General features: G+C 59.5%; 27 protein-coding genes (1 of these 27 running past the window's edge). 10 read left to right on the top strand and 17 right to left on the bottom strand.

All coding sequences use genetic code 11. The features are described 5' to 3' along the window. The first annotated feature begins 197 nt into the window (after positions 1 to 197). Positions 198 to 1,427, top strand: coding sequence for a nucleoside recognition domain-containing protein (locus QMK54_RS00435; RefSeq protein WP_223594096.1), 1,230 nt, complete (start codon positions 198 to 200; stop codon positions 1,425 to 1,427). On the opposite strand, the gene QMK54_RS00440 is transcribed toward QMK54_RS00435, so the two are convergent. Further along, positions 1,409 to 2,506: an aminopeptidase gene (locus tag QMK54_RS00440; RefSeq protein WP_223594097.1), complete on the bottom strand. Its 1,098-nt coding sequence runs from the start codon at positions 2,504 to 2,506 to the stop codon at positions 1,409 to 1,411. The genes QMK54_RS00435 and QMK54_RS00440 overlap by 19 nt on opposite strands. A gap of 59 nt (positions 2,507 to 2,565) precedes the next feature. Here QMK54_RS00440 and QMK54_RS00445 point away from each other — a divergent pair, with 59 nt between their 5' ends. Together QMK54_RS00445 and QMK54_RS00450 are read left to right on the top strand one after the other, a co-directional pair. Continuing rightward, positions 2,566 to 2,988, top strand: coding sequence for a hypothetical protein (locus QMK54_RS00445; protein WP_320401848.1), 423 nt, complete (start codon positions 2,566 to 2,568; stop codon positions 2,986 to 2,988). Positions 2,989 to 3,028: 40 nt separating this feature from the next. Then, complete coding sequence (locus QMK54_RS00450) at positions 3,029 to 3,448, top strand: hypothetical protein (protein WP_110660968.1); 420 nt, start codon at positions 3,029 to 3,031, stop codon at positions 3,446 to 3,448. Positions 3,449 to 3,452: 4 nt separating this feature from the next. Here the strand turns inward: QMK54_RS00450 and QMK54_RS00455 are convergent, their stop codons facing one another. Both QMK54_RS00455 and QMK54_RS00460 read right to left on the bottom strand, forming a co-directional pair. After that, a complete protein-coding gene (locus QMK54_RS00455) occupies positions 3,453 to 3,686 on the bottom strand; it encodes a DUF1161 domain-containing protein (protein ID WP_110660969.1) in 234 nt (77 codons plus the stop codon). A gap of 179 nt (positions 3,687 to 3,865) precedes the next feature. Beyond that, complete coding sequence (locus QMK54_RS00460; RefSeq protein WP_223594101.1) at positions 3,866 to 4,297, bottom strand: OsmC family protein; 432 nt, start codon at positions 4,295 to 4,297, stop codon at positions 3,866 to 3,868. Positions 4,298 to 4,536: 239 nt separating this feature from the next. Here QMK54_RS00460 and QMK54_RS00465 point away from each other — a divergent pair, with 239 nt between their 5' ends. Continuing rightward, the gene (locus QMK54_RS00465) at positions 4,537 to 5,538 is read left to right on the top strand and encodes an LLM class flavin-dependent oxidoreductase (protein WP_320401849.1); all 1,002 of its coding nucleotides are present in this window, start codon (positions 4,537 to 4,539) and stop codon (positions 5,536 to 5,538) included. Positions 5,539 to 5,756: 218 nt separating this feature from the next. On the opposite strand, the gene QMK54_RS00470 is transcribed toward QMK54_RS00465, so the two are convergent. Continuing rightward, a complete protein-coding gene (locus tag QMK54_RS00470; protein ID WP_110660972.1) occupies positions 5,757 to 5,978 on the bottom strand; it encodes a DUF1161 domain-containing protein in 222 nt (73 codons plus the stop codon). Positions 5,979 to 6,099: 121 nt separating this feature from the next. Continuing rightward, positions 6,100 to 6,315, bottom strand: a complete 216-nt coding sequence (locus QMK54_RS00475) for a dodecin (RefSeq protein ID WP_110660973.1) — start codon at positions 6,313 to 6,315, stop codon at positions 6,100 to 6,102. Positions 6,316 to 6,472: 157 nt separating this feature from the next. Between QMK54_RS00475 and QMK54_RS00480 the strand changes: the two genes are divergently transcribed. Further along, positions 6,473 to 6,796 carry a DUF883 family protein gene (locus tag QMK54_RS00480; RefSeq protein WP_104450433.1) on the top strand — a complete coding sequence of 108 codons (324 nt, stop codon included), beginning with the start codon at positions 6,473 to 6,475 and terminating at the stop codon, positions 6,794 to 6,796. Here the strand turns inward: QMK54_RS00480 and QMK54_RS00485 are convergent. Further along, a complete protein-coding gene (locus QMK54_RS00485) occupies positions 6,793 to 7,686 on the bottom strand; it encodes a LysR family transcriptional regulator (protein WP_110660974.1) in 894 nt (297 codons plus the stop codon). The genes QMK54_RS00480 and QMK54_RS00485 overlap by 4 nt on opposite strands. Before the next feature lie 124 nt (positions 7,687 to 7,810). Between QMK54_RS00485 and trpB the strand changes: the two genes are divergently transcribed. The 3 genes from trpB to QMK54_RS00500 all read left to right on the top strand — a co-directional run bounded on the left by trpB (position 7,811) and on the right by QMK54_RS00500 (position 10,411). Beyond that, on the top strand, positions 7,811 to 9,046 hold the full coding sequence (gene trpB / locus QMK54_RS00490) for a tryptophan synthase subunit beta (protein WP_110660975.1): 1,236 nt from the start codon (positions 7,811 to 7,813) through the stop codon (positions 9,044 to 9,046). After that, positions 9,046 to 9,858, top strand: coding sequence for a tryptophan synthase subunit alpha (gene trpA / locus QMK54_RS00495; protein WP_090452353.1), 813 nt, complete (start codon positions 9,046 to 9,048; stop codon positions 9,856 to 9,858). The genes trpB and trpA overlap by 1 nt, the downstream gene beginning before the upstream one ends. Before the next feature lie 121 nt (positions 9,859 to 9,979). Further along, entirely contained in the window at positions 9,980 to 10,411 is a 432-nt protein-coding gene (locus QMK54_RS00500) for an anti-virulence regulator CigR family protein (RefSeq protein ID WP_110660976.1), read from the top strand. A 125-nt stretch (positions 10,412 to 10,536) separates the two neighbouring features. On the opposite strand, the gene QMK54_RS00505 is transcribed toward QMK54_RS00500, so the two are convergent. The 11 genes from QMK54_RS00505 to QMK54_RS00555 all read right to left on the bottom strand — a co-directional run bounded on the left by QMK54_RS00505 (position 10,537) and on the right by QMK54_RS00555 (position 20,692). Beyond that, positions 10,537 to 12,498 carry a DUF4105 domain-containing protein gene (locus tag QMK54_RS00505; protein ID WP_110659809.1) on the bottom strand — a complete coding sequence of 654 codons (1,962 nt, stop codon included), beginning with the start codon at positions 12,496 to 12,498 and terminating at the stop codon, positions 10,537 to 10,539. Then, positions 12,495 to 12,815, bottom strand: coding sequence for a DUF2388 domain-containing protein (locus QMK54_RS00510; protein WP_103397965.1), 321 nt, complete (start codon positions 12,813 to 12,815; stop codon positions 12,495 to 12,497). The genes QMK54_RS00505 and QMK54_RS00510 overlap by 4 nt, the downstream gene beginning before the upstream one ends. 27 nt (positions 12,816 to 12,842) lie before the next feature. Continuing rightward, complete coding sequence (locus QMK54_RS00515; RefSeq protein ID WP_223594107.1) at positions 12,843 to 13,160, bottom strand: DUF2388 domain-containing protein; 318 nt, start codon at positions 13,158 to 13,160, stop codon at positions 12,843 to 12,845. Positions 13,161 to 13,267: 107 nt separating this feature from the next. Beyond that, positions 13,268 to 13,588, bottom strand: a complete 321-nt coding sequence (locus tag QMK54_RS00520) for a DUF2388 domain-containing protein (protein ID WP_103397967.1) — start codon at positions 13,586 to 13,588, stop codon at positions 13,268 to 13,270. 145 nt (positions 13,589 to 13,733) lie between these two features. Then, the gene (locus QMK54_RS00525; protein ID WP_110659812.1) at positions 13,734 to 13,943 is read right to left on the bottom strand and encodes a DUF1127 domain-containing protein; all 210 of its coding nucleotides are present in this window, start codon (positions 13,941 to 13,943) and stop codon (positions 13,734 to 13,736) included. Positions 13,944 to 14,200: 257 nt separating this feature from the next. Further along, a complete protein-coding gene (locus tag QMK54_RS00530; protein WP_007969750.1) occupies positions 14,201 to 14,416 on the bottom strand; it encodes a DUF1127 domain-containing protein in 216 nt (71 codons plus the stop codon). 320 nt (positions 14,417 to 14,736) lie between these two features. After that, the gene (locus QMK54_RS00535; RefSeq protein WP_110659813.1) at positions 14,737 to 16,230 is read right to left on the bottom strand and encodes an acetyl-CoA hydrolase/transferase family protein; all 1,494 of its coding nucleotides are present in this window, start codon (positions 16,228 to 16,230) and stop codon (positions 14,737 to 14,739) included. A 213-nt stretch (positions 16,231 to 16,443) separates the two neighbouring features. Then, on the bottom strand, positions 16,444 to 17,877 hold the full coding sequence (locus tag QMK54_RS00540) for an NAD(P)(+) transhydrogenase (Re/Si-specific) subunit beta (protein WP_110659814.1): 1,434 nt from the start codon (positions 17,875 to 17,877) through the stop codon (positions 16,444 to 16,446). Next, positions 17,874 to 18,224 carry an NAD(P) transhydrogenase subunit alpha gene (locus QMK54_RS00545; protein ID WP_053152987.1) on the bottom strand — a complete coding sequence of 117 codons (351 nt, stop codon included), beginning with the start codon at positions 18,222 to 18,224 and terminating at the stop codon, positions 17,874 to 17,876. Before QMK54_RS00545 ends, QMK54_RS00540 begins: the two co-directional genes overlap by 4 nt. 11 nt (positions 18,225 to 18,235) lie before the next feature. After that, the gene (locus QMK54_RS00550; RefSeq protein ID WP_110659815.1) at positions 18,236 to 19,357 is read right to left on the bottom strand and encodes a Re/Si-specific NAD(P)(+) transhydrogenase subunit alpha; all 1,122 of its coding nucleotides are present in this window, start codon (positions 19,355 to 19,357) and stop codon (positions 18,236 to 18,238) included. Between the two features lie 435 nt (positions 19,358 to 19,792). Continuing rightward, complete coding sequence (locus tag QMK54_RS00555; RefSeq protein WP_110659816.1) at positions 19,793 to 20,692, bottom strand: LysR family transcriptional regulator; 900 nt, start codon at positions 20,690 to 20,692, stop codon at positions 19,793 to 19,795. 157 nt (positions 20,693 to 20,849) lie between these two features. Here QMK54_RS00555 and QMK54_RS00560 point away from each other — a divergent pair, with 157 nt between their 5' ends. Then, positions 20,850 to 22,031, top strand: coding sequence for an acyl-CoA dehydrogenase (locus QMK54_RS00560; protein ID WP_110659817.1), 1,182 nt, complete (start codon positions 20,850 to 20,852; stop codon positions 22,029 to 22,031). A 13-nt stretch (positions 22,032 to 22,044) separates the two neighbouring features. Continuing rightward, positions 22,045 to 22,291, top strand: the 5' portion of a protein-coding gene (locus QMK54_RS00565; protein WP_110659818.1) for a CaiB/BaiF CoA transferase family protein. 974 nt of this gene lie beyond the right edge of the window; the window shows 247 of its 1,221 coding nt (coding positions 1–247); its start codon is at positions 22,045 to 22,047; the stop codon falls past the right edge of the window.

Raw genomic sequence — 22,291 nt, forward strand, 5'->3', positions numbered from 1 at the left:
CCCCTTGTGGGAGCGGGCTTGCTCGCGAAGGCGTCATGTCAGCCGGTTCGATGCTGAATGACACACCGCATTCGCGAGCAAGCCCGCTCCCACATAGGAATTGTGCAGGCAGTAACAAACAAACCCCGGAGAAATCCGGGGTTTGTCGTTTCTGGCCACCCCGCTATCATTCGCGGATCTTTTGGGGGATTTGACTGATGCTCAATGGCCTGTGGCTTGGCTTTTTCATCGTGGCTGCCGTTTCGGCGCTGGCGCAGTGGCTGATCGGTGGTAACGCCGGGATATTCGCGGCGATGGTGGAGAGCATTTTCGCCATGGCCAAGCTGTCGGTCGAAGTCATGGTGCTGCTGTTCGGCACCCTCACCCTCTGGCTGGGTTTTCTGCGCATTGCCGAGAAAGCCGGGATCGTCGAATGGTTGGCCAAGGCCCTGGGGCCACTGTTTCTGCGCCTGATGCCAGAAGTCCCGGCGGGTCATCCGGCCATCGGCCTGATCACCCTGAACTTCGCCGCCAACGGCCTCGGTCTGGACAACGCCGCCACGCCGATCGGCCTCAAGGCCATGAAGGCGCTGCAGGAACTCAATCCCAGCGCGACCATCGCCAGCAACGCACAGATCCTGTTCCTGGTGCTCAACGCCTCCTCGCTGACCCTGCTGCCGGTGACGATCTTCATGTATCGTGCCCAGCAAGGCGCGCCGGACCCGACGCTGGTGTTCCTGCCGATCCTGCTGGCGACCAGTTGCTCGACCATTGTCGGCTTCCTGTCGGTGGCGTTCATGCAGCGCCTGCGCATCTGGGACCCCGTGGTGCTGGCCTACCTGATCCCCGGCGCCCTCGTCCTCGGTGGTTTCATGGCATTGCTGGCGACCCTTTCGGCGACCGCGCTGGCCGGGCTGTCATCGATCCTCGGCAACCTGACGCTGTTTGGCCTGATCATGCTGTTTTTACTGATCGGCGCGCTGCGCAAGGTGAAGGTCTACGAGGCCTTCGTCGAAGGCGCCAAAGAGGGTTTCGACGTCGCCAAAAATCTGCTGCCCTATCTGGTGGCGATGCTCTGCGCGGTGGGCGTTCTGCGAGCCTCCGGGGCGCTGGATTTCGGTCTGGACGGGATTCGTCATCTGGTGGCGTGGGCCGGTTGGGACACGCGCTTCGTCGATGCGCTGCCGACGGCGATGGTCAAGCCTTTCTCGGGTAGCGCCGCCCGGGCAATGCTGATTGAAACCATGAAGACCTCTGGCGTGGACAGCTTCCCGGCGCTGGTGGCGGCGACGGTCCAGGGCAGTACCGAAACGACGTTCTATGTCCTGGCGGTGTACTTCGGTGCCGTGGGCATCCAGCGCGCTCGCCATGCAGTCGGTTGTGCATTGCTGGCGGAGTTTGCCGGGGTACTGGGGGCAATCGGGGTTTGCTACTGGTTCTTTGGTTGATCGGCGCCATCAGCCAACGCTTTCAGTGCTGATTTGCGCTGGTCCATGGGTAATGCGCCAAGTTTCTCCACGGCCGCGTAAAACTGCGGCCAGTTGCCATCCATCTGCTGGAACAGCACGGAAAATGCCGGCACCCATTGATCGTACAAGCCAAACGGCAATAGCCGGGCATTGTTCATGGGGGCATGGATCCAGGCGTCGTAGCGTTTGTCTCCCGCCCACTGACGGTCGCGCATCTGCCGATAGTCGCTGCGCAAGCGCTCGAATTCGGCCACTTTGCGCTGGCGCATTTGCTCGGTTGGCAATGGCAAGGCGTAGAGCTTTTCCAGGCGGGCACGGGTTTCCAGCACCAGCTCGGTGAACTGGTCGCGCTGGCGCGCTGGCGCATTGTTATCCGGTGGCAGGTGGCGGTAGGCGCGCCATTGGCGAGTACCTTCCTGCTCGACGAAGGTGGCGAAGGATTCGTTGAACTCCGTGTCGTCCTTCACATAGAAACGCTGATGGGCCAGCTCGTGAAAGATCAATGTGGCCAGTCGCTCATCCCCCCAGCCCATCATCGAACTGATGATCGGGTCGTTGAACCAGCCGAGTGTCGAATAGGCCTCGACTCCGCCAATCGACACGTCCATCCCCTGCAAGCGTTGCAATGCCGCTTCGCCGCGGGCTGCGCTCTGGCTGTAGTAACCGCGGTAGGCCACGCAACCGGCAATGGGGAAGCAGTGGTTTACGGGCTTGAGGGAAAACTCTGGCGTGACGAAAACATTCCAGACCACGAAGGGGCGGCCAATGTCCGCGTACAAGCGGTAACTCTGGTTATCCGGCAGGCGCAATTGCTGGCTGGCGAACGCTCGGGCCTTTTGCGATTGCTCAAGGTGTGTGCGCAGGTTTTGGTCGCGCGTCGGGTCGGCAACCACGCTGGAAACCGGCTCCCTCGCCCGCAGCAACTGCAGTTGGCCACTGGCCAGTTGGTTGTAGTAGCTGACGCTGGCGCAACCGTTGAGCAACAAAAACAACACACCCGGAAACAAAACGCGAAAAACGCGATCAAGTAACCCAAGGCTAGGAAGCGGCCTGATCACAATAATTCTTCCTTGGAGAGTCTTTCCACAAGACTATCCCGCCAGACTGGAGCTCCGCTATGCGCACGATGATACTGACAGCAAGCCTGCTGTTGCTGACCGGCTGTGCCGGTTTCGGATTACCCCGCCATGATCCTGCGCAAGCCTGGATCGACCTGGACTCGAAGCAAGAAGATACCGCGTTGCAGGCACTGGAGGTCGATGACAAGGCCATCGACGATAAACGCTATTTCCAGGTCCAACCCGGAGGCCATGAGTTGACGGTCCGTTACCAGTTCTCGGTCCAGCCCACCAACATCGGCCCTGACGCCGAGCCGTTGTGGCGCGATTGCCAGTTGAACGTGAAATTCAACGACTTCAACGCGGGCGAGCGTTATGAGCTTCAGGCGGGGAACATCGGTTTTCGGCCTTGGGCGAAACTCTACGATCAACAGCGCAAAGTGATTGGCCAAGGCACGCCCGCGGGCTGTCAACACACCTGATCGGCGTTATGCTGGATGCACATCCCTTGGGACATCCATCATGCGCAGGTTGATGCTGTTACTCGCCGCCGGTGTTGTCGCGGGCTGCCAGAGCCCGATGCCGACACCTAATCCACAAATGGCCTGGGTCGAATTCTCTACGCCCTTCCCTAACGACAAATTGTTGATGGCCGAACGACTGGATAAACAACGCCTGCGTGACGGGCGTTTTTTCGAAGTCACGCCCGGTAGCCACGAGCTGATCGTCCGTTTCGACTTTGAAGTACCCGGTGGCGGATTGGGCATGATGAGCGGCCCCTCTGAACGGCTGTGCTACCTGACCATCAATTACGATCATTTCGAAGCCGGCCAGCGATATGTGCTCGAAGGCCGTTCCATTGCAATGGTCCCCGGTGCCCGGCTGTACAACGCCAAGCGCGAGATCCTCGCGGAAGATCGGGAATCCTACTGCCTGATGTGAGGTATCAGCGATCGTTCTTCTGGTAGATGATCTTCTTGGTGCCGTTTTCGCACGAGCCAACGACCATGTTCTGGTCATGCACTTCGTCATTGCTGACGATTTCAAGTGTGTAGGCGCTGACGCCACGGGCCTGGATCTTGGCTTCGATCTCGGCCTTGAGTTCTTCGCAGGGTTTTGGTGCCGCGAGGGCCGAAGTGGCCAGTGCGCAACAGATAACCGCCAGGGCAAAACGTTTCATGGTTGAAGCTCCTTTGAAGCAGCACATACAGTCATGGGTTTTCGCTGCTGTCATTTATTCGACCACAGTTTTAGCGGGCAAGTCTGTCGCGACGCAAAAAAGATCGCAGTCTTGAGAAACCTTTACCGAGTGATCCGGCAGGTTGCGCAGGGCTGCGATCTTTTGTTTTCAACGAAAATCTAGCTGACCAATGTTGCCTCCAGGCTGATCTTCGCATTCAGCACCTTGGATACCGGACAACCCTCTTTGGCCTTGTTGCTGAGTTCTTCGAACTTCGCCTGGGTTGCCCCGGGGATTTTCGCTTTCAGGATCAATTTCACTGCGGTGATCGCAAAGCCGCCGTCCACTTGATCCAGAGTGACTTCTGCCTGGGTATCGATGCTATCGGCCTTCAGGCCGGCATCACCGAGAATCATCGAAAACGCCATTGAGAAACAGCCGGCGTGGGCCGCGCCGATCAACTCTTCGGGGTTGGTGCCCCGGCCGCCTTCGAAGCGTGCCTTGAAACCGTAGGGCGCTTCCCGGAGTACGCCGGTTTCTGTGGAAATCGAGCCGATACCCGTTTTCAGATCACCTTCCCAATGGGCCGATGCTTTCTTCACGATAGCCATGCCTGTCTCCTCAAGAGCGACGCGAATCGTCGCGCCTTCGTGGTTTTTGATTGTCAGGGTTGTGAGGATAGACGGCGGGGCAAAGTTCACCTCGTCCGATCAATCTGCTTTTTTCGCGGGATTTTTTACCTGGCTATTGAATCTCGGGTATATGCCCACATTGCATGAACAGGCTTTTGGATTTGGCAGGTTTGCGTTCGCAAGAACAAACCTGCGCCCTCAATTGGAGAAGCAGGTTTATGAAACGACTGTCCGATATCAAGTTCTCGACCCTCGATCTGGTGCCTGTGCGCGAGAACGGCAGCGCGGCCCTGTCGCTGCGCAACTCGCTGGACCTGGCGCAGCACGTCGAGAAGTTCGGTTACAACCGCTTCTGGGTGGCTGAACACCACAACATGGACGGCATCGCCAGCTCCGCGACTTCTGTGCTGCTCGGTTACCTGGCCGGTGGTACGTCGACCATTCGAGTCGGTTCGGGCGGGGTGATGTTGCCCAACCACGCACCGCTGGTGATCGCCGAACAGTTCGGCACCCTGGAAAGCCTCTATCCGGGCCGGATCGACCTGGGCCTGGGGCGCGCGCCCGGTTCCGATCAAATGACCGCACGTGCGTTGCGCCGTGAACGCTCCGGCAGCGCCGACGACTTCCCGGAAGATGTGGCGGAACTGGTGCGCTACCTCGGGCCACGGACCCCGGATCAACGCATCATCGCCATGCCGGGAACCGGGACCAATGTGCCGGTCTGGTTGTTGGGGTCGAGCCTGTTCAGCGCACAGCTGGCGGGCGAACGCGGTTTGCCCTACGCCTTCGCTTCGCATTTCGCGCCGCGCTTCATGCATGAAGCGATTCGGGTCTACCGCAATCACTTCAAGCCGTCAGCCGTTTTGGACAAACCCTACGTGATGCTCGGTGTGCCATTGGTGGCAGCCGATACCGATGAGCAGGCCGATTACCTGGCAACTTCGGTATTCCAGCGGATTCTCGCCCTGATGCGTGGCCAAAGCCTGGTACAGCGTCCGCCAGTGAAGACCATGGACGGCCTGTGGCTGCCCCATGAGAAAGAGGCCGTGCATGATTTTCTTGGCCTGGCCATGATCGGCAGCCCGCAGAAAATCCGCGCCAAGCTCGAGGTCCTGATCGAACAGACCCAGGCAGACGAGCTGATTTTCACCTGTGACCTGTACGAACATTCGGATCGCGTGCATTCCTACGAGCTGCTGGCGCAGGTCATGCGAGGCTGATACTTCACGGGAAACTGTAGGAGCCGGCTTGCCGGCGATGGGCTCAAGTGCGCCGCGTTTATCCAGATCATACGCGTTATCGTTAACGACCATCGCTGGCAAGCCAGCTCCTACCAGGGGTCGTGCCCGAGTCGACGATGAGGGGGCCTCCAAACCAGTGAAAGGCATGAAAAAGCCGGCGCCAGAGCGTCGGCTTTTTCATTCAGGCGAGAATCAGCCTATTTTTTATAGACGATCACTTTGGCGCCCGCTTCGCATTTACCAACGACTTTCCCGCCGGCAGCGGCACCTTTATTGACAATCTCCAGCGAATAACCGGAAACGCCCTTCGCATCAAGTTTCGCTGCGATTTCGGCTTTCAACTCTTCGCATGGCTTGCCACCCGCCAATGCGCTCCCCGCAATGCTCAACAAACCTACCGCCAACATAAACTTCTTCATCGGTTGCATTCCCTGGTCGGATCATAGGGGTAACCAGCCATCAGCCGGACGCACTCATGCAGCGTTTTGCCATTCCCTATGGCATTTGGCCGGCGTGCAAGTTCAGAAGACTAGCGCAAAGTCAGCTGCTGGCAATCCGGAATCCTACTTTCAAGGTAACTTGAAAGTGCGCAGCCTTGCCGTCCCTGATGTGCCCGCGGGTCTCGGTCACTTCAAACCATTCCATGTGCTTGATGCTTTTGCTGGCTTCGGCCAGCGCGTTGTTGATCGCATCTTCGATACTGCTGGTGGACGAGCCGATCAGCTCGACTTTCTTGTAGGTGTGATGGTCAGACATGGCGTTCTCCTTGGCGTATGAATTACAGCCTAGCAGTGATTTTTCCGATTTCTTCTGTTGGCCGTCCTCAGTGCGAAGTTCAGATTTTCTGCACTTTCTCGAACCCACGAAGTCCCAACCATCACACGCCACTCATCACTTATGCAGGAGAGCCACCATGGCCAACACTTCGTTACGCAAAGCCTCATTGCAAAGCATGGAAGCGGAGATCGAGAGTCTGCTCAAGTCTTTGGAAAACCTGAAGGACGACGCTTCGGACGAGTCGCGTAAAACCCTCAAGACCCTGAAAAGCAACGCCGAGAATGCCTTGAAGCACTCGCGCCATCTGCTTGCCGATGCCTATGAAGAGGTCAAGGTCAAAACCCGCGAAACCGGGATTGCCACCCGGGACTACGCCCAGGAACACCCCTGGACAACAGCCGGTGTCGCCGTGGGCGCATTGGGCCTGCTGGCCGCTTATCTGTTGTGCAAGCGTGATTAATCCGCTCGCCGCAGCTCGTTCTTGAGCCACTGCGCCAGTTGCCGGGCGCGCCCGTCCGCGGCGCGCTTGGGTAGCCACAACGCCAGTTGTGCCGGGGTTTCACTGAAGCCCCAGGGTGCAACCAGGCGGCCAGCCTTCAAGTCTTCCGTCACCAGGGGTTCGGGCGCAATCGCCACACCCAGGCCCGCGACGGCGGCTTCGAGCAAATAATACAAATGTTCGAACCCCTGGCCGTACTTCAACGCCCTGGCGTCGAGGCCGCGAGGTTGCGCCCAGCTTGGCCAGGCTTGCGGGCGCGAGGTGGTGTGCAGCAAGGGTTCGCTCAGCAGTGCAGCGTCCGGTGCGTCCTTGAGCCGTTCATAGCCGGCGAACCGCGGGCTCAGGACCGGACCGATGCGCTCGCTGGCCAGCTCAAAAACCTGCATGTCCGCGGGCCAGGGTGGTTCGGCGAAAACCAGCAAGGCATCCAGCCCCGGCCTTCTTGGATCGAGGTCACCTTCTCCGGCTGACAGGTGCAGGCGCAAGTCCGGCAGGTCAGCGTTGAGCCTCCCCAGTCGCGGGATAAACCATCGCGCCAGCAGGCTTCCCGAACAACCGAGCACGAATGGTGCATCGGCCGTGCTTTGTGTGAGTTCGGCGCAAACGTTGCGCAGGCGCTCGAAGGCCTCGCTGCTGGCGTCACGCAGCCGCAACCCGGCATCTGTGAGTTTCAGGCCGCGCCCGTCCTTGATGAACAGGCTAACCCCCAGGTGCTCCTCCAGCACTTTCAATTGCCGGCTGACCGCGCCATGGGTGACGTGGAGCTGCTCGGCGGCCTGACTGACGCTGTTCAAGCGGGCAGTGGCTTCGAAGGCGCGAAGCGCGTTCAGCGGAGGAAGGTCATGGCTCATTTGATCTGTGAGTTTTCCTGACAGGTTGTGGCGATCTTATCGGTTTTCAGCTCGGGGCGTCAGGGGTAGAGTGAACCCCACTCTCTCTTTACGCACTACTTCATGCATTCAACTGGAGCGCCCCATGACCCAGACTAATCTGCGCAACGGCCCTGACGCCAACGGCCTGTTTGGCGCGTTCGGTGGCCGCTACGTTGCCGAAACCCTGATGCCGTTGATCCTCGACCTGGCCCGCGAATATGAACTGGCCAAGGAAGATCCTGCATTCAAGGAAGAACTGGCCTACTTCCAGCGCGACTACGTCGGACGTCCAAGCCCGCTGTACTTCGCCGAGCGTCTGACCGAGTTCTGTGGCGGCGCGAAGATCTACCTCAAGCGCGAAGAGCTGAACCACACCGGCGCGCACAAGATCAACAACTGCATCGGCCAGATCCTGCTGGCGCGGCGCATGGGCAAGAAACGCATCATCGCCGAGACTGGCGCCGGCATGCACGGTGTGGCCACGGCCACCGTCGCTGCGCGTTTCGGTCTGGATTGCGTGATCTACATGGGCACCACTGACATCGAACGTCAGCAGGCCAACGTGTTCCGCATGAAGTTGCTGGGCGCCGAGGTAATCCCGGTGGTAGCCGGCACCGGCACGCTGAAAGACGCGATGAACGAAGCCCTGCGTGACTGGGTAACCAACGTCGACAGCACCTTCTACCTGATCGGCACCGTGGCCGGTCCGCACCCTTACCCGGCGATGGTCCGCGACTTCCAGGCCGTGATCGGCAAGGAAACCCGTGAACAGCTGCAAGCCCAGGAAGGTCGTCTGCCAGACAGCCTGGTGGCGTGCATTGGCGGTGGTTCCAACGCCATGGGCCTGTTCCACCCGTTCCTCGACGACAAGAGTGTCGAGATCATCGGCGTTGAAGCCGCCGGCTACGGCATCGAGACCGGCAAGCATGCGGCCAGCCTGAATGGCGGCGTTCCAGGCGTGCTGCACGGCAACCGCACCTTCCTGCTGCAGGACGACGATGGCCAGATCATCGACGCCCACTCGATCTCCGCTGGCCTGGACTACCCGGGCATCGGCCCGGAACACGCCTGGTTGCATGACATCGGCCGTGTTCAGTACACCTCGGTGACCGACGACGAAGCCCTCGCCGCGTTCCACCAGTGCTGCCGCCTGGAAGGGATCATCCCTGCCCTGGAAAGCGCCCATGCCCTGGCTGAGGTGTTCAAGCGCGCACCGAGCCTGCCAAAAGATCACCTGATGGTGGTCAACCTGTCCGGCCGTGGCGACAAAGACATGCAGACCGTGATGCACCACATGGAAAACTCTCTACAAGAGCCAGCAAAGCAGGAGAAACACTGATGAGCCGCCTGCAAACGCGTTTTGCCGAACTCAAGGAACAGAACCGCGCCGCCCTGGTGACCTTCGTGACCGCCGGTGACCCTGGCTACGACACGTCCCTGGCAATCCTCAAGGGCTTGCCGGCGGCTGGTGCCGACGTGATCGAACTGGGCATGCCCTTCACCGACCCGATGGCTGACGGCCCGGCCATCCAGCTCGCCAACATCCGTGCGCTGGGTGCCAAGCAGAACCTGGCGAAAACCCTGCAAATGGTTCGCGAGTTCCGCCAGGACAACAACGAAACGCCGCTGGTGCTGATGGGGTACTTCAACCCGATCCACATGTACGGTGTGCCGCGCTTCATCGCCGAAGCCAAGGAGGCCGGTGTTGATGGCCTGATCGTGGTCGACCTGCCGCCTGAACATAACGGCGAGCTGTGCGATCCGGCGCAGGCAGCGGGCCTGGACTTCATTCGCCTGACCACGCCAACCACCGACGACGTGCGCCTGCCAACCGTCCTCAACGGCAGCTCCGGCTTCGTCTACTACGTCTCGGTGGCCGGTGTGACCGGCGCCGGCGCCGCCACGCTGGAACACGTCGAGGAAGCAGTCGCCCGTCTGCGTCGCCATACCGACCTGCCGATCAGCATCGGTTTTGGTATCCGCACTCCGGAACAGGCGGCGTCCATCGCGCGTCTGGCCGATGGTGTTGTGGTGGGCTCGGCGTTGATCGATCACATCGCCAATGCGACCTCCCCGGAACAAGCCGTGGATGGCGTGCTGAGCCTGTGCTCGGCGTTGGCCGATGGCGTGCGTAAAGCCCGCGTCAGCTGAAGGTAAAGTTCCTGATACAGAGGAATTAGAGCCTCGCGGCACAGACTAAACAGCAAGACCGAGGGCTTCAGGACTACGTTCTGAAGCCCTTTTTGCTGTGTGTGTTGTGAGGAAAGACCAGATGAAAATGTCGAAACGCCTGATTGCCAGCGTCGGTGTGCTGCTGCTCGGCGCGACCCTGCATGCCAATGCCGATCAACACGACGATCACGGCCATTACGATAACCATGGTGACTATCACGGCGATGATCACCGGGGGCCACAGGACAACCATCGTGGCGGGCCTCCACCACGGGACTTCGCTCCTGTTCGCCAGACGATCCACGACAATCACGGTTATTTCGTCCGCGGCGCACCGCCACCACCGGGTGTCATCGTGGTGCGTGGCAGGCCGTTGCCTCGTGGCTATTACGGCGAACGGCTGGATAACCGTGCGTTGAGCCGGTTGCCGTATTACCCGGGCTACGAATGGCGCCGTGCGGGCGCGGACGTTGTGCTGATCGCGGCGGGAACCGGGATTGTCTATGAGGTCCTGCAGGGGGTTCTGTACTGACGGGCCAGTCAGTGGGCTGAACACTGAATCCCTGTGGGAGCGGGCTTGCTCGCGAATAGGCCATCAGCTTCAACATCGATGTTGACTGATACACCGCTTTCGCGAGCAAGCCCACGGGTTATAGATCAGGGCAGCTCTAACCCGCCGGCGGCCTTGTGCAGTTTGCGCAGGTGCTCACCAATCTGTTTCATGTTGGCCTCGTTGGCGGCCATTTCGGCGGCACGGCTCGGATCGAGCAACGCCCTCACTTCCTTGTCCAGATCCCCGGACAGCGCCAGGAGCTGTTGCTGGCGCTGGCTGCTTTCCGCTTCCAGATGCTTCCACTCGCTCGCCTGCGGCAAGCCATAACCGTTGGTGCCCAGCAGTTCCGCCGGACGGCTGAGGAAGCCACTGTTGGCGAGAATGTCCTTGAGCGTCTCGTTGGCCTTGTCCATGCCGCCATTCTTCAGCTCTCGGGCGCCCAGGTAACGCTGTTTGACTTCATCCTGAGCCAGCAGCAACTGCCGACGGAAGCTCGCTTGTTCCAGCAGAAGCAATGCCGCACTGGTGCGCAAATCGGCCTGGTCGAACCATTGCCGACGCTCCGCGGCTTTCAAGTCGAGCCAGTCTTCAACGTTTTCCTGTTTGACCGGCAAGTGCTTTTTCAGCACTTCAAACATGGCCTGATAGCGATCGCGGAAGGAGTCGAAGCGGTAGCCCAGTCGCAGCGCTTCCTTGGGATCATCCAGCACGCTGGTATCCGCCAGGCCTCGGCCCTTGAGCACTTCCAGCAAACCGTTGGGCATGATGTTGTCGAGTCCAACCAATTGCGGGTTGTTGGTCCCGCCGCGCAGCAGTTTCAGTTCTTCCACCGCGCAGTTGTTGGACAGGAAGAAGTAGTTGCCGTCGTAACTCCAGTGCATCTCGGCGGCACGTCCCACCATCTCCTCGATCTCTGTGCGCGAGAGGTTCAGCGGTACGGAGGCGAGGCTGCGCAGCTCGGTCTTGGTGTATTCGTCGATGACCTGGGACAGCGGCAGGATAAACAGCCGCGACGGGTACTTGCCGACCAGACCATCCCAGCTCGACAGTTGTACGTCGCCGACGAAGGCGCGGTACGACAGCACCAGGTGCTGGTCCAGGTCCAGACGACAATCCGGGCCACGGGGACGGCCCGGTGCGCAGATCACCAGGCGCAACATGCTGTGGCCCCAGCGGCTGAACAGGTTCTGGTTGGCCTCGGCGAGCAGGTAGTCGACAGCATAGACCCGTTCCGGATCGATCTGGGCCAAAGGTGTCTTGGCGAAGTCGTTGCCGGCATTCAGGAAAGCGAAGGTCTTGCTGCAGGAGTCCTTGGCGGCGGGCGCCCAGCCGAAATGTTCCTTGTAGTAGCGGTACAGCGCAGGGCGACGGCAAGCGTAGCTCGGGTCGAGGAGGAAGTACTCCATGTTGACCGCGACGAATTCCTTTGGGCTGCTGGTCTCGTAGATATCCGGACTACGGGCAATCTGGCGATTGTGCTGTTCGCGTTCACCGCGACGGCCTACGTATTGTTGCCAGCCGGCGAGGTCGAGCAGGCGCGGATCGTCACTGAGGGTAAACCGCCGATCGGACTGGCCCCGACATTGATCGGGAATGCCCACCAGCCCCGAGCTGTTGCTGCGCCGGGTGCAGCTCTGAATCAGCTTGCGCTCGGCATCCTGCCACAGGCGCGAGCGGTCGTAGATGTGAGTCAGTTCGTGCAACACAGTGGCCAGCATTTCCCGGCGAACGGTGCCATGGGGGCGATGGGTTTTTTTGCTCGCGGCGCTGCCATCGGTGAGTCCGGCGAGCAGGTTGCGGTTCAGATCGAGCTCGGACACCAATGATGCCTGGCCGTAGGCATTGCGCGGCATGTCATCGGTCCAGCCGACGACGATACGTCGGTCCAACTGCTCGATGAAGCGTGGCGGCAGCGCCTGCATGGCTTCATCGAGCAGGGCCTGGCTGGCTTGCTGTTGCGCGGGAGTCAGACCTTCGGTCTTGAGCTGTAATTGAAGGCCTGCGTGGGCCGTGTTGCCAAGCAGCAACAGGGCTCCGGCCAGCAGCCAGGCGCCTGGACGCCTCACAGTGCGAGGATGGCTTCGGCGAGATCCTGATCACTGGCGTCGCGGGCTTCCGGCACGCGGGTGCGCAGCAAGTCGAAAGCGGATTCCAGGTGAGCGCCACGAATGTCGCCATTGCTGGCAACGAAACTGGCGGCGTCGTCCTGAGCTTCGCGCACGATTTTCGAGTCGCGGATGGACGTGGTGGTGTCGGACGTGAAATCGAGGGTGCGCTGGGTAGCACGGATCAGAATGTTACTGGTGGCAACCAGAGTATGTGCCTGGGTCACATCAGCCAACAGCAGCAGGCCTAAGGTGGCGGCAATCAGCGGATTACGCATGGAACGACTCCAGAGAAACAGGGATAACTATTGGACGAGAATTGCTTGTGCCAGTTCAAGGTCGCTGGCATGAAGTTTTGCGTGGGTTCGGCGCAGATACCGCAGGGCCGACTCCAGCCGTGCGCCTCGCAACTGGCCGTCACTGGCAATGAATGCCGCGGCGTCATCATGGGCGGCGAGCAGTAGTTTATGGTCGAAGGGGGCGGAGGTCACGAGGCTTGTGGCGTAACCACTGGCAACGGTGCCTTGGGTGGACAGGTTGAAGGCGTCAAAAGCGTGGGCCGATCCGCAGTAACCAAGGGCGAGAAAGACTGGAGTGATCAAGAGGCTGGAAGGAAAACGCATGAGACTCGACAGTTGAAAATGAGTCCCAAGGCTAGCGCAAGGGCCGGTCTAGAGCCAGCGCTGAAACATTGGGACACGCCTGGCGTGCCCCATGTCTGTATAGCCGATTAGATCGTCAGGATCGCCTGGGCCAGCTGTGCGTCTGTTGCACTCAGTTGCGGCGCCTTGTGGCGAATGTGGTCGAGGGCGCTTTCCAGCTTCACACCGCGGATGGAGCCTTCGGTAGCGACGAAGCTGGCGGCGTCGTCACGGGCGGCGAGGACGATCTTGTCATCCTTGAACGACGACGAGACGATGTTGGTGGTCGCATCAGACGTGGCTTTGAGCGCGTTGACAACCGCATCCGTGGTCACGATGAAGCTGGTGGCTTGGGCACTGGCAGCCACGGCAAACAGGGCCGCAGCGCTAAGCAGGCGAAGTCGGGACATGGGGTAACTCCTTTGGGTAGACCAATTGAAATATGGCGCAGTGTCTGCAAAGTCAGACGCCAGGCACTCGGCGTTCGCCACGTTCTGGAGTGATATTAGGCCTGTATGTGTCAGTTCGAACAGTCCCGACCCTGCAAGCAGGAAGTCAGCGCCAGAACGGTTTGTCCAATTCATTGCTACGGTCGGCGTGGCTGATACCCAGATCCGCTAGCTGACGATCATCGAGTTGAGCCAGCAAGCGTCGCGTTCTCGCCCTTTCCAGGCCAGCGAAGAGTCCCTTCGGCAGCCCTCGAAGCCAGCGCAGGCAAGGTCTCGCTTGAGCTGAAGGAATGGAACAATCCTGTAGGTTTTTCATGGCACGGTCCCTGTCCGATAAGTGAAGAGCTCCATGCTGACACCCGCCGAATATCTGTTACAGACACACTGCAGTGATATTGTACTCATCCAGTTTGCATATTGTGCAAACTGTACTGGTATCGAGATTCCCCTACTGTAAGTGCAGAATCGACAGGCCAAAACGACAAAACCCGTCGTGGTTTCCCACGACGGGTTTTGTTTTTTCAATTCGGGTTGCTGGCGGTGGACCTTAAGGTCAGAGCCAGCGACGCTAACTTAGCGCCAGAACGGCTTGCTCAGCTCTTCGTAGCGTTGTGCTTCGCTAATCCCGGCGTCAGCCAGCAGACGCGAATCCAAGCGAGCCAATTGATGGCGGCTGGTGATGCGGCGCTGCCACAGCATCAGGTTGGCGATAACGCGCAGAGGCAGGGAAGCCTGGGTTTTTGCAGCAGTGTCTTCGAAGAACAGATCGGAACTGAGTGTACGTTCCATGGTGGTCATCCTTCCGCTTGTGGCGGGATTAGGTAGTGGTTTAACTGGTGCCCATGATCCTCTTGTTTGCCTAGCCTCTGTAGATACAGTTCATCTGTATTGTGAGAGCTCAGTTAACTGTTTATAGGGGGTGTACTGGTCGAAATTGAGGCAACTGTACTTGTCTGCACTATTTAAGTGCAAAAATGCAGTTTTGGCTCGATTTGGTGGGAGTTTCCCGTAGGAAATGACCAGTACAGCAGTACAGTTTTTTTCATATCGCGAGAAGGGCAAGAGCAAGCTGACGAAACTGTGTTTGCGCCAGCTGCTTTCTGTACCAATTACTTCTTCAGCATTTGCCCGGTTTCTTCCAGGTTTATGTGCCAGCTGAGGGCGTCACGCAGGATGTGTGGGGTGTGTCCGCCGATGGCGCATGCGGCAGTGAAGTAATCATTCAGCGCCTGGCGGTAATCCGGGTGCACGCACTTGTCGATGATGATCCGGGCGCGCTCCCGCGGCGCCAGGCCTCGCAAGTCTGCCAGGCCCACTTCGGTCACGAGGATGTCGACGTCATGTTCGGTGTGGTCAACATGGCTGACCATCGGCACCACGCTGGAGATCGCACCGCCCTTGGCGATCGACTTGGTCACGAACACGGACAGGTGCGCGTTGCGCGCGAAGTCGCCCGAGCCACCGATGCCGTTCATCATCCGCGTGCCGCAGACGTGAGTGGAGTTGACGTTGCCATAGATGTCGAACTCCAGGGCGGTGTTGATGCCGATGATGCCCAGGCGACGCACGACTTCAGGGTGGTTGGAAATCTCCTGCGGGCGCAGAACCAGCTTGTCCTTGTAGCGCTCCAGATTGCCGAACACATCGGCATTACGCCGGCTCGACAGGGTGATCGAGCTGCCGGAAGCAAAGCTCAGCTTGCCAGCGTCGATCAGGTCGAAGGTCGAGTCTTGCAGCACCTCGGAATACATCGTCAGGTCTTCGAACGGCGAGTCGATCAGGCCACACATCACCGAGTTGGCGATGGTACCGATACCGGCTTGCAGCGGGCCGAGCTTGTTGGTCATGCGCCCGGCTGCCACTTCCTGCTTGAAGAAGTCGATCAGGTGGTCGGCAATGGCCTGGGTCTCGGCGTCCGGTGCCAGCACCGTGGAGGGGGAGTCAGCCTGGTTGGTGACCACGATGGCGACGATTTTTTCCGCTGGAATCGGGATGGCGGTGCTGCCGATGCGGTCATCCACCTTGACCAATGGAATCGGGGTTCGGGTTGGACGATAGGTCGGAATGTAGATGTCGTGCAAACCTTCGAGGTTCGGGTTGTGCGCCATGTTGATCTCGACGATCACGTGCTTGGCGAAAATCGCGAAGCTGGCCGAGTTGCCTACCGAGGTGGTTGGCACGATATGCCCTTGCTCGGTGATCGCGACGGCTTCAATCACGGCAATGTCCGGCAGTTTCAATTGCTGGTTGCGCAATTGCTCCACGGTTTCCGACAAGTGCTGGTCGATGAACATGACTTCACCGGCGTTGATCGCCTTGCGCAGGGTGCTGTCGACCTGAAACGGCATGCGTCGCGACAGCACGCCAGCTTCGGTCAGCTGCTTGTCGAGGTCGTTGCCCAGGCTTGCGCCAGTCATCAGGCTGATCTTCAGCGGCGTGACCTTGGCGCGTTCGGCCAGCGCCTGGGGAACGGCCTTGGCTTCGCCAGCGCGAGTAAAACCACTCATGCCGACGGTCATGCCGTCTTCAATCATGGCGGCGGCGTCGGCAGCGCTCATCACTTTGTCCAACAACGAAGGCAGGCGAATACGGTCACGGTACATGGATTGTTATCTCGGGCAACAGGTAGCAGGACGTGCAGTCTAGTGAATTGCGCCGGCTTCTGTCCCGCTACCAAGGTCGCAATCGAGGCGTCTATTCCGGGCCTTTCAAGCAAAACACCGTTACCGGATCGGTAACAAAAGAATAGTTTGTCCGACGATTTTCGCAAACAAAAACGCCCCGACGAGTCGGGGCGTTCTGTGTGCCGCAGAGGGTTAGTCGACGGCTTTGACCATGTCCTCGATGACCTTTTTAGCGTCACCGAACACCATCATGGTTTTGTCCAGGTAGAACAGTTCGTTGTCCAGCCCGGCATAGCCGCTGGCCATCGAGCGCTTGTTGACGATGATGGTCTTGGCCTTGAACGCTTCGAGGATCGGCATGCCGGCAATCGGCGATTTCGGATCGTTCTTCGCGGCCGGGTTGACCACGTCGTTGGCACCCAACACCAGCACCACGTCGGCCTGGCCGAACTCGGAGTTGATGTCTTCCATCTCGAACACCTGGTCGTAAGGCACTTCGGCCTCGGCCAGCAATACGTTCATATGGCCCGGCATACGACCGGCCACCGGGTGGATCGCGTACTTCACGGTGACGCCGCGATGGGTCAGCTTCTCGGTCAGTTCCTTCAGCGCATGCTGCGCCCGTGCGACCGCCAGGCCATAGCCCGGAACGATGATCACGGTGTCGGCGTTGGTCAGCAGGAAGGTCGCATCGTCAGCCGAACCGGATTTCACCGGGCGGGCTTCCTTGGCGCCTGCAGGGCCTGCGTCGGCTGTATTGCCGAAACCGCCGAGCAGTACATTAAAGAAGGAGCGGTTCATCGCCTTGCACATGATGTACGAGAGGATCGCACCGCTTGAGCCTACCAGCGAACCGGCGATGATCAGCATCGAGTTGTTCAGCGAGAAGCCGATACCCGCTGCGGCCCAGCCGGAGTAGCTGTTGAGCATCGACACGACCACTGGCATGTCCGCGCCACCGATCGGGATGATGATCAGCACACCCATGATGAAGGCCAGGGCCAGCATCAAGGCGAAGGCGTTGAGGTCGCCGGTCAGCATGAAGGTGATGCCCAGCGCCAGTGTGGCCACGCCCAGCAACAGGTTCAGTTTGTGTTGGCCGGTGAACTGTACCGGTGCGCCCTGGAACAGGCGGAACTTGTACTTGCCCGACAGCTTGCCGAAGGCGATGACCGAACCGGAGAAGGTGATCGCACCAATGGCGGCACCGAGGAACAGTTCCAGGCGGTTACCGGCCGGGATCGCATCACCCAGTTGCGCAACGATACCCAGCGACTGCGGCTCGACGACCGCCGCGATGGCGATGAACACCGCGGCCAGGCCGATCATGCTGTGCATGAAGGCGACCAGTTCGGGCATCTTGGTCATTTCAACGCGTTTGGCCATGATCGAACCGGCGGTGCCGCCGATCAGCAGGCCGACGATCACGTAGACGATACCGTCGTGGGCAAGTTCGGCACCCAACTTGTAGATCAGGCCGACCGTGGTGAGAATCGCCAGGCCCATGCCGAGCATGCCGAACAGGTTGCCGCGACGCGACGTGGTGGGGTGCGAAAGGCCCTTTAGCGCCTGGATGAAGCAGACCGAGGCGATCAAATACAGGGAAGTAACCAGGTTCATGCTCATGCTTGCTGCACCTCAGCCTTGACTGCTTCGGCCTTGGCAGCCGGAGCCTTGGCAGCTTTCTTCTTGAACATTTCCAGCATGCGCCGGGTCACCAGGAAGCCACCAAACACGTTGACGGCGGCCAGGGCCACGGCCAGGGTGCCCATGGTCTTGCCCAACGGGGTCACGGTGAGGGCGGCGGCGAGCATGGCGCCGACGATCACAATGGCGGAAATGGCGTTGGTCACCGCCATCAGTGGCGTGTGCAGTGCAGGTGTCACGTTCCAGACCACGTGGTAGCCAACATAGATGGCCAGCACGAAGATGATCAGGTTGTAGATACCGTGAGAGATCAGCATGTCTTCCATTGTTTTTATCCTCAGCCGTTCTTGCGCACGATCTGGCCGTCGCGGCACATCAGGCACGCGGCGACGATGTCGTCTTCAAGGTTGATCACCAGTTGTCCTTCTTTATCGAACAACAGTTTCATGAAGTCCAGCAGGTTGCGGGCATACAGCGCCGAAGCGTCAGCCGCCACGGCGCCGGCCAGGTTGGTCGGGCCAACGATGGTAACGCCATTTTCGACGACCACCTGATCGGCCACGGTCAGCGGGCAGTTGCCGCCCTGGGCGGCCGCGAGGTCGATGACCACCGAGCCCGGCTTCATCTGGGCCACGGTTTCCGCGCTGAGCAGCGTCGGTGCCTTGCGGCCGGGAATCAGCGCGGTGGTGATGACGATGTCAGCCTGTTTGGCGCGCTCGTGCACGGCCAGGGCCTGACGCTGCATCCAACTGGCCGGCATCGGGCGGGCGTAACCGCCGACACCGACGGCGCATTCACGCTCTTCATCTGTCTCGTAAGGCACGTCGACAAACTTGGCGCCGAGGGATTCGATCTGCTCTTTTACCGCAGGACGCACGTCAGACGCTTCGATCACCGCACCCAGGCGTTTCGCCGTAGCGATGGCCTGCAAACCGGCCACGCCAGCGCCGAGAATCAGCACGCGAGCGGCCTTTACGGTACCGGCAGCGGTCATCAGCATCGGCATGAAGCGCGGGTAGTAGTGCGCGGCCAGCAACACGGCTTTATAGCCGGCGATGTTGGCTTGCGACGACAGCACGTCCAGGCTCTGCGCACGGGAAGTGCGGGGGGCGGCTTCCAGGGCGAAGGCGGTAATGCCGCACTCGGCCATTTTGGCGATGGTTTCATTGCTGAACGGGTTGAGCATCCCCACCACAACGGTGCCGCTTTTAATCAGCGCCAGCTCGCTGTCGCTGGGGGCGACCACCTTCAAAACCAGCTCTGCGCCAAACGCGTCATTGGCGCTGCCAATGGTTGCGCCTGCCGCTTCATAGGCACTGTCGACAACGCTGGCATTAATGCCGGCGCCGCTTTGTACAGTGACCTTATGGCCCTGGCCGATCAGCTTCTTGATGGTTTCCGGGGTTGCAGCAACCCGTGTTTCACCGGTCTGGGTTTCGAGAGGAACACCAATGTGCACGTCAAATCTCCTGCGTGATCTTATTGAGTAAACCCATGCACTACGGATGGTGCGGCTGGGGCGGCCGATCAGCACGATCCCGCCAAATCAGGGCGGGGCGCGGCATTTTGCAGGCGAACTTTGTGCCCTTCAAGGGATTATGACGGGTGACGGAAAATTAACTACAAGTCACCCCGTGACCGAATGTCGCAACCAACCGGTTCAATCCCTTGCAGACCGTGCTTTACAAGGATTCTGGCCGAAATTGAAGAATTTACACATCGGCCGTATGAATGATGCGGCATCGCTTCGAAATAGTGGCGCAAAGCCGCGTGGTCAGGCGCTTGTGGTACGTTTGTACGGCTTCTCGATACAGTTTGTCGCTATGCGACAAATACTTATATCTGTAGGGCTTATTTTTTGCTGACTACGAGGTCAAGTAATGGCGTTGAGCCTTTATCCCTCTAGGCTGTAGCTGTGCGCCTGATTTACCAGCCAGTCACGAAATGCCCTTAAAGACGCGGATTCAACCTTTCGCTCGGGAATCATCAGGTAATAAGCCTTGATGCTGGACAGTGCTTGCGGGTTGGCGATCACCAGACGTTTTTCTTTGAGCTCCCTTTGAATCAGGAACGGCGGTATCAGGGCAATGCCCATGTCGTGCATGGCTGCTTGGGCGAGCATTGAGAATAGCTCGTAGCGTGGGCCTGTCATGTCTCTGGGTACGTTCAGGTGTTGGGAGTCGAACCATTGGCGCCAGGCATAAGGGCGAGTGGTTTGTTGCAGGAGAGGTAAATCGGCGATTTCACCGGGCGTCAGACTGGTCTTGTTTCCGAGCAGGTTGGGGCTGCAAACGGGCATCGGATTTTCACCCATCAGCCTGTGGGACTCTGTGCCCGACCAATCCGCATCACCGAAGTAGATGGCGGCATCAAAATCAGTGTCGGCGAACAGGAACGGGCGCGTGCGGTTGGTCAGGTTGACCGTCACTTCCGGATGCTTTTGCTGGAAGTCCTTGAGTCGCGGCAGCAGCCATTGGGTGCCGAAGGTCGGAACTACGGCCAACTCGATCACGTTGGCGCCCTGCTGGCCCATGACCGACAAGGTGTCTCGCTCGACCGCGTCGAGCTGAGTGGCGACCCGACGGCTGTAGGAAAGCCCGGCCTCCGTCAGCTTCACTCCGCGCCGCGAGCGTCGGAACAGTTCTATGCCGAGGAACTCTTCAAGGCTGGCGATCTGTCGGCATATCGCCCCTTGGGTCAGCGACAGTTCCTGGGCGGCCTTGGTAAAGCTCTCGTGGCGCGCCGCTGCCTCGAAGCTGATCAGGGCGGTGGTACTGGGTATCTTCCTGCGCATGTACGTCAACCTCACTAATACATCGCATAAAAGCTCTTCTGCGACGTTTCGGAGTGAGAAAATAGCACAACAGTATGCGAAATCCTCGTTTGCCGTAACGCCGAACCGGGCCTAGGATCAGTCCACGTTATTTGACCCGATTCGAGAGGACACACTCATGGGCGGTAAAGCTAGCTTCAACTGGATCGATCCCCTGCTGCTGGATCAACAGCTCACTGAAGAAGAGCGCATGATTCGCGACACGGCTGCGCAGTTCGCTCAGCAGAGCCTTGCGCCGCGCATTCTTGAAGCTTTCCGCCATGAGAAGACCGATCCGGCGATCTTCCGCGAAATGGGCGAAGTGGGTCTGTTGGGTGCAACCATCCCCGAGCAGTACGGTGGCAGTGGCCTGAACTACGTCAGCTACGGCCTGATTGCCCGTGAAGTCGAACGTATCGACTCCGGCTATCGCTCGATGATGAGCGTGCAGTCCTCGCTGGTAATGGTGCCAATCAATGAATTCGGCACCGAAGCGCAGAAGCAGAAGTACCTGCCGAAACTGGCCTCGGGCGAGTGGATCGGTTGCTTCGGTCTGACCGAGCCTAACCACGGTTCCGACCCGGGCGCGATGATCAGTCGTGCGCGCAAAGTCGAAGGCGGCTACAGCCTCACTGGCAGCAAGATGTGGATCACCAACAGCCCCATCGCCGATGTGTTCGTGGTCTGGGCCAAGGACGATGCCGGCGACATCCGCGGCTTCGTTCTGGAGAAAGGCTGGAAAGGCCTGAGCGCTCCGGCGATTCACGGCAAGGTTGGCCTGCGGGCATCGATCACCGGTGAAGTCGTCATGGACAACGTGTTCGTGCCGGAAGAGAACATCTTCCCGGATGTGCGCGGCCTCAAAGGTCCTTTCACTTGCCTCAACTCGGCGCGTTACGGCATCTCCTGGGGGGCGCTGGGTGCAGCCGAGTTCTGCTGGCACACCGCTCGCCAGTACACCCTGGATCGTCAACAGTTCGGTCGTCCATTGGCCGCCACTCAGTTGATCCAGAAGAAGCTGGCCGACATGCAGACCGAAATTACCATGGCGCTGCAAGGTTGCCTGCGTCTGGGTCGTATGAAGGATGAAGGTACTGCGGCGGTCGAAATCACTTCGATGATGAAGCGCAACTCGTGCGGCAAGTCCCTGGACATCGCGCGCATGGCTCGCGATATGTTGGGCGGCAACGGCATCTCCGATGAGTTCGGTGTCGCTCGCCACCTGGTGAACCTCGAAGTGGTGAATACCTATGAAGGTACACACGACGTCCACGCACTGATCCTCGGTCGCGCGCAAACCGGCATCCAGGCGTTCTATTAATAGGAGAACGTCCATGGGCGCGCTTTCGCATCTGCGGGTACTGGATTTATCGCGGGTACTGGCCGGGCCTTGGGCCGGGCAGATCCTGGCCGATCTTGGGGCCGAAGTGATCAAGGTCGAGCGCCCCGGTAACGGCGATGACACGCGCGCCTGGGGGCCGCCGTTCCTTAAAGACGCTTATGGCGAGAACACCAGCGAGGCCGCCTACTACTTGTCGGCCAATCGCAACAAGCAGTCAGTCACCATCGACTTCACTCGCC

It is taken from the genome of Pseudomonas sp. P5_109 (assembly GCF_034009455.1).
In the GTDB taxonomy this organism is placed as follows: domain Bacteria; phylum Pseudomonadota; class Gammaproteobacteria; order Pseudomonadales; family Pseudomonadaceae; genus Aquipseudomonas.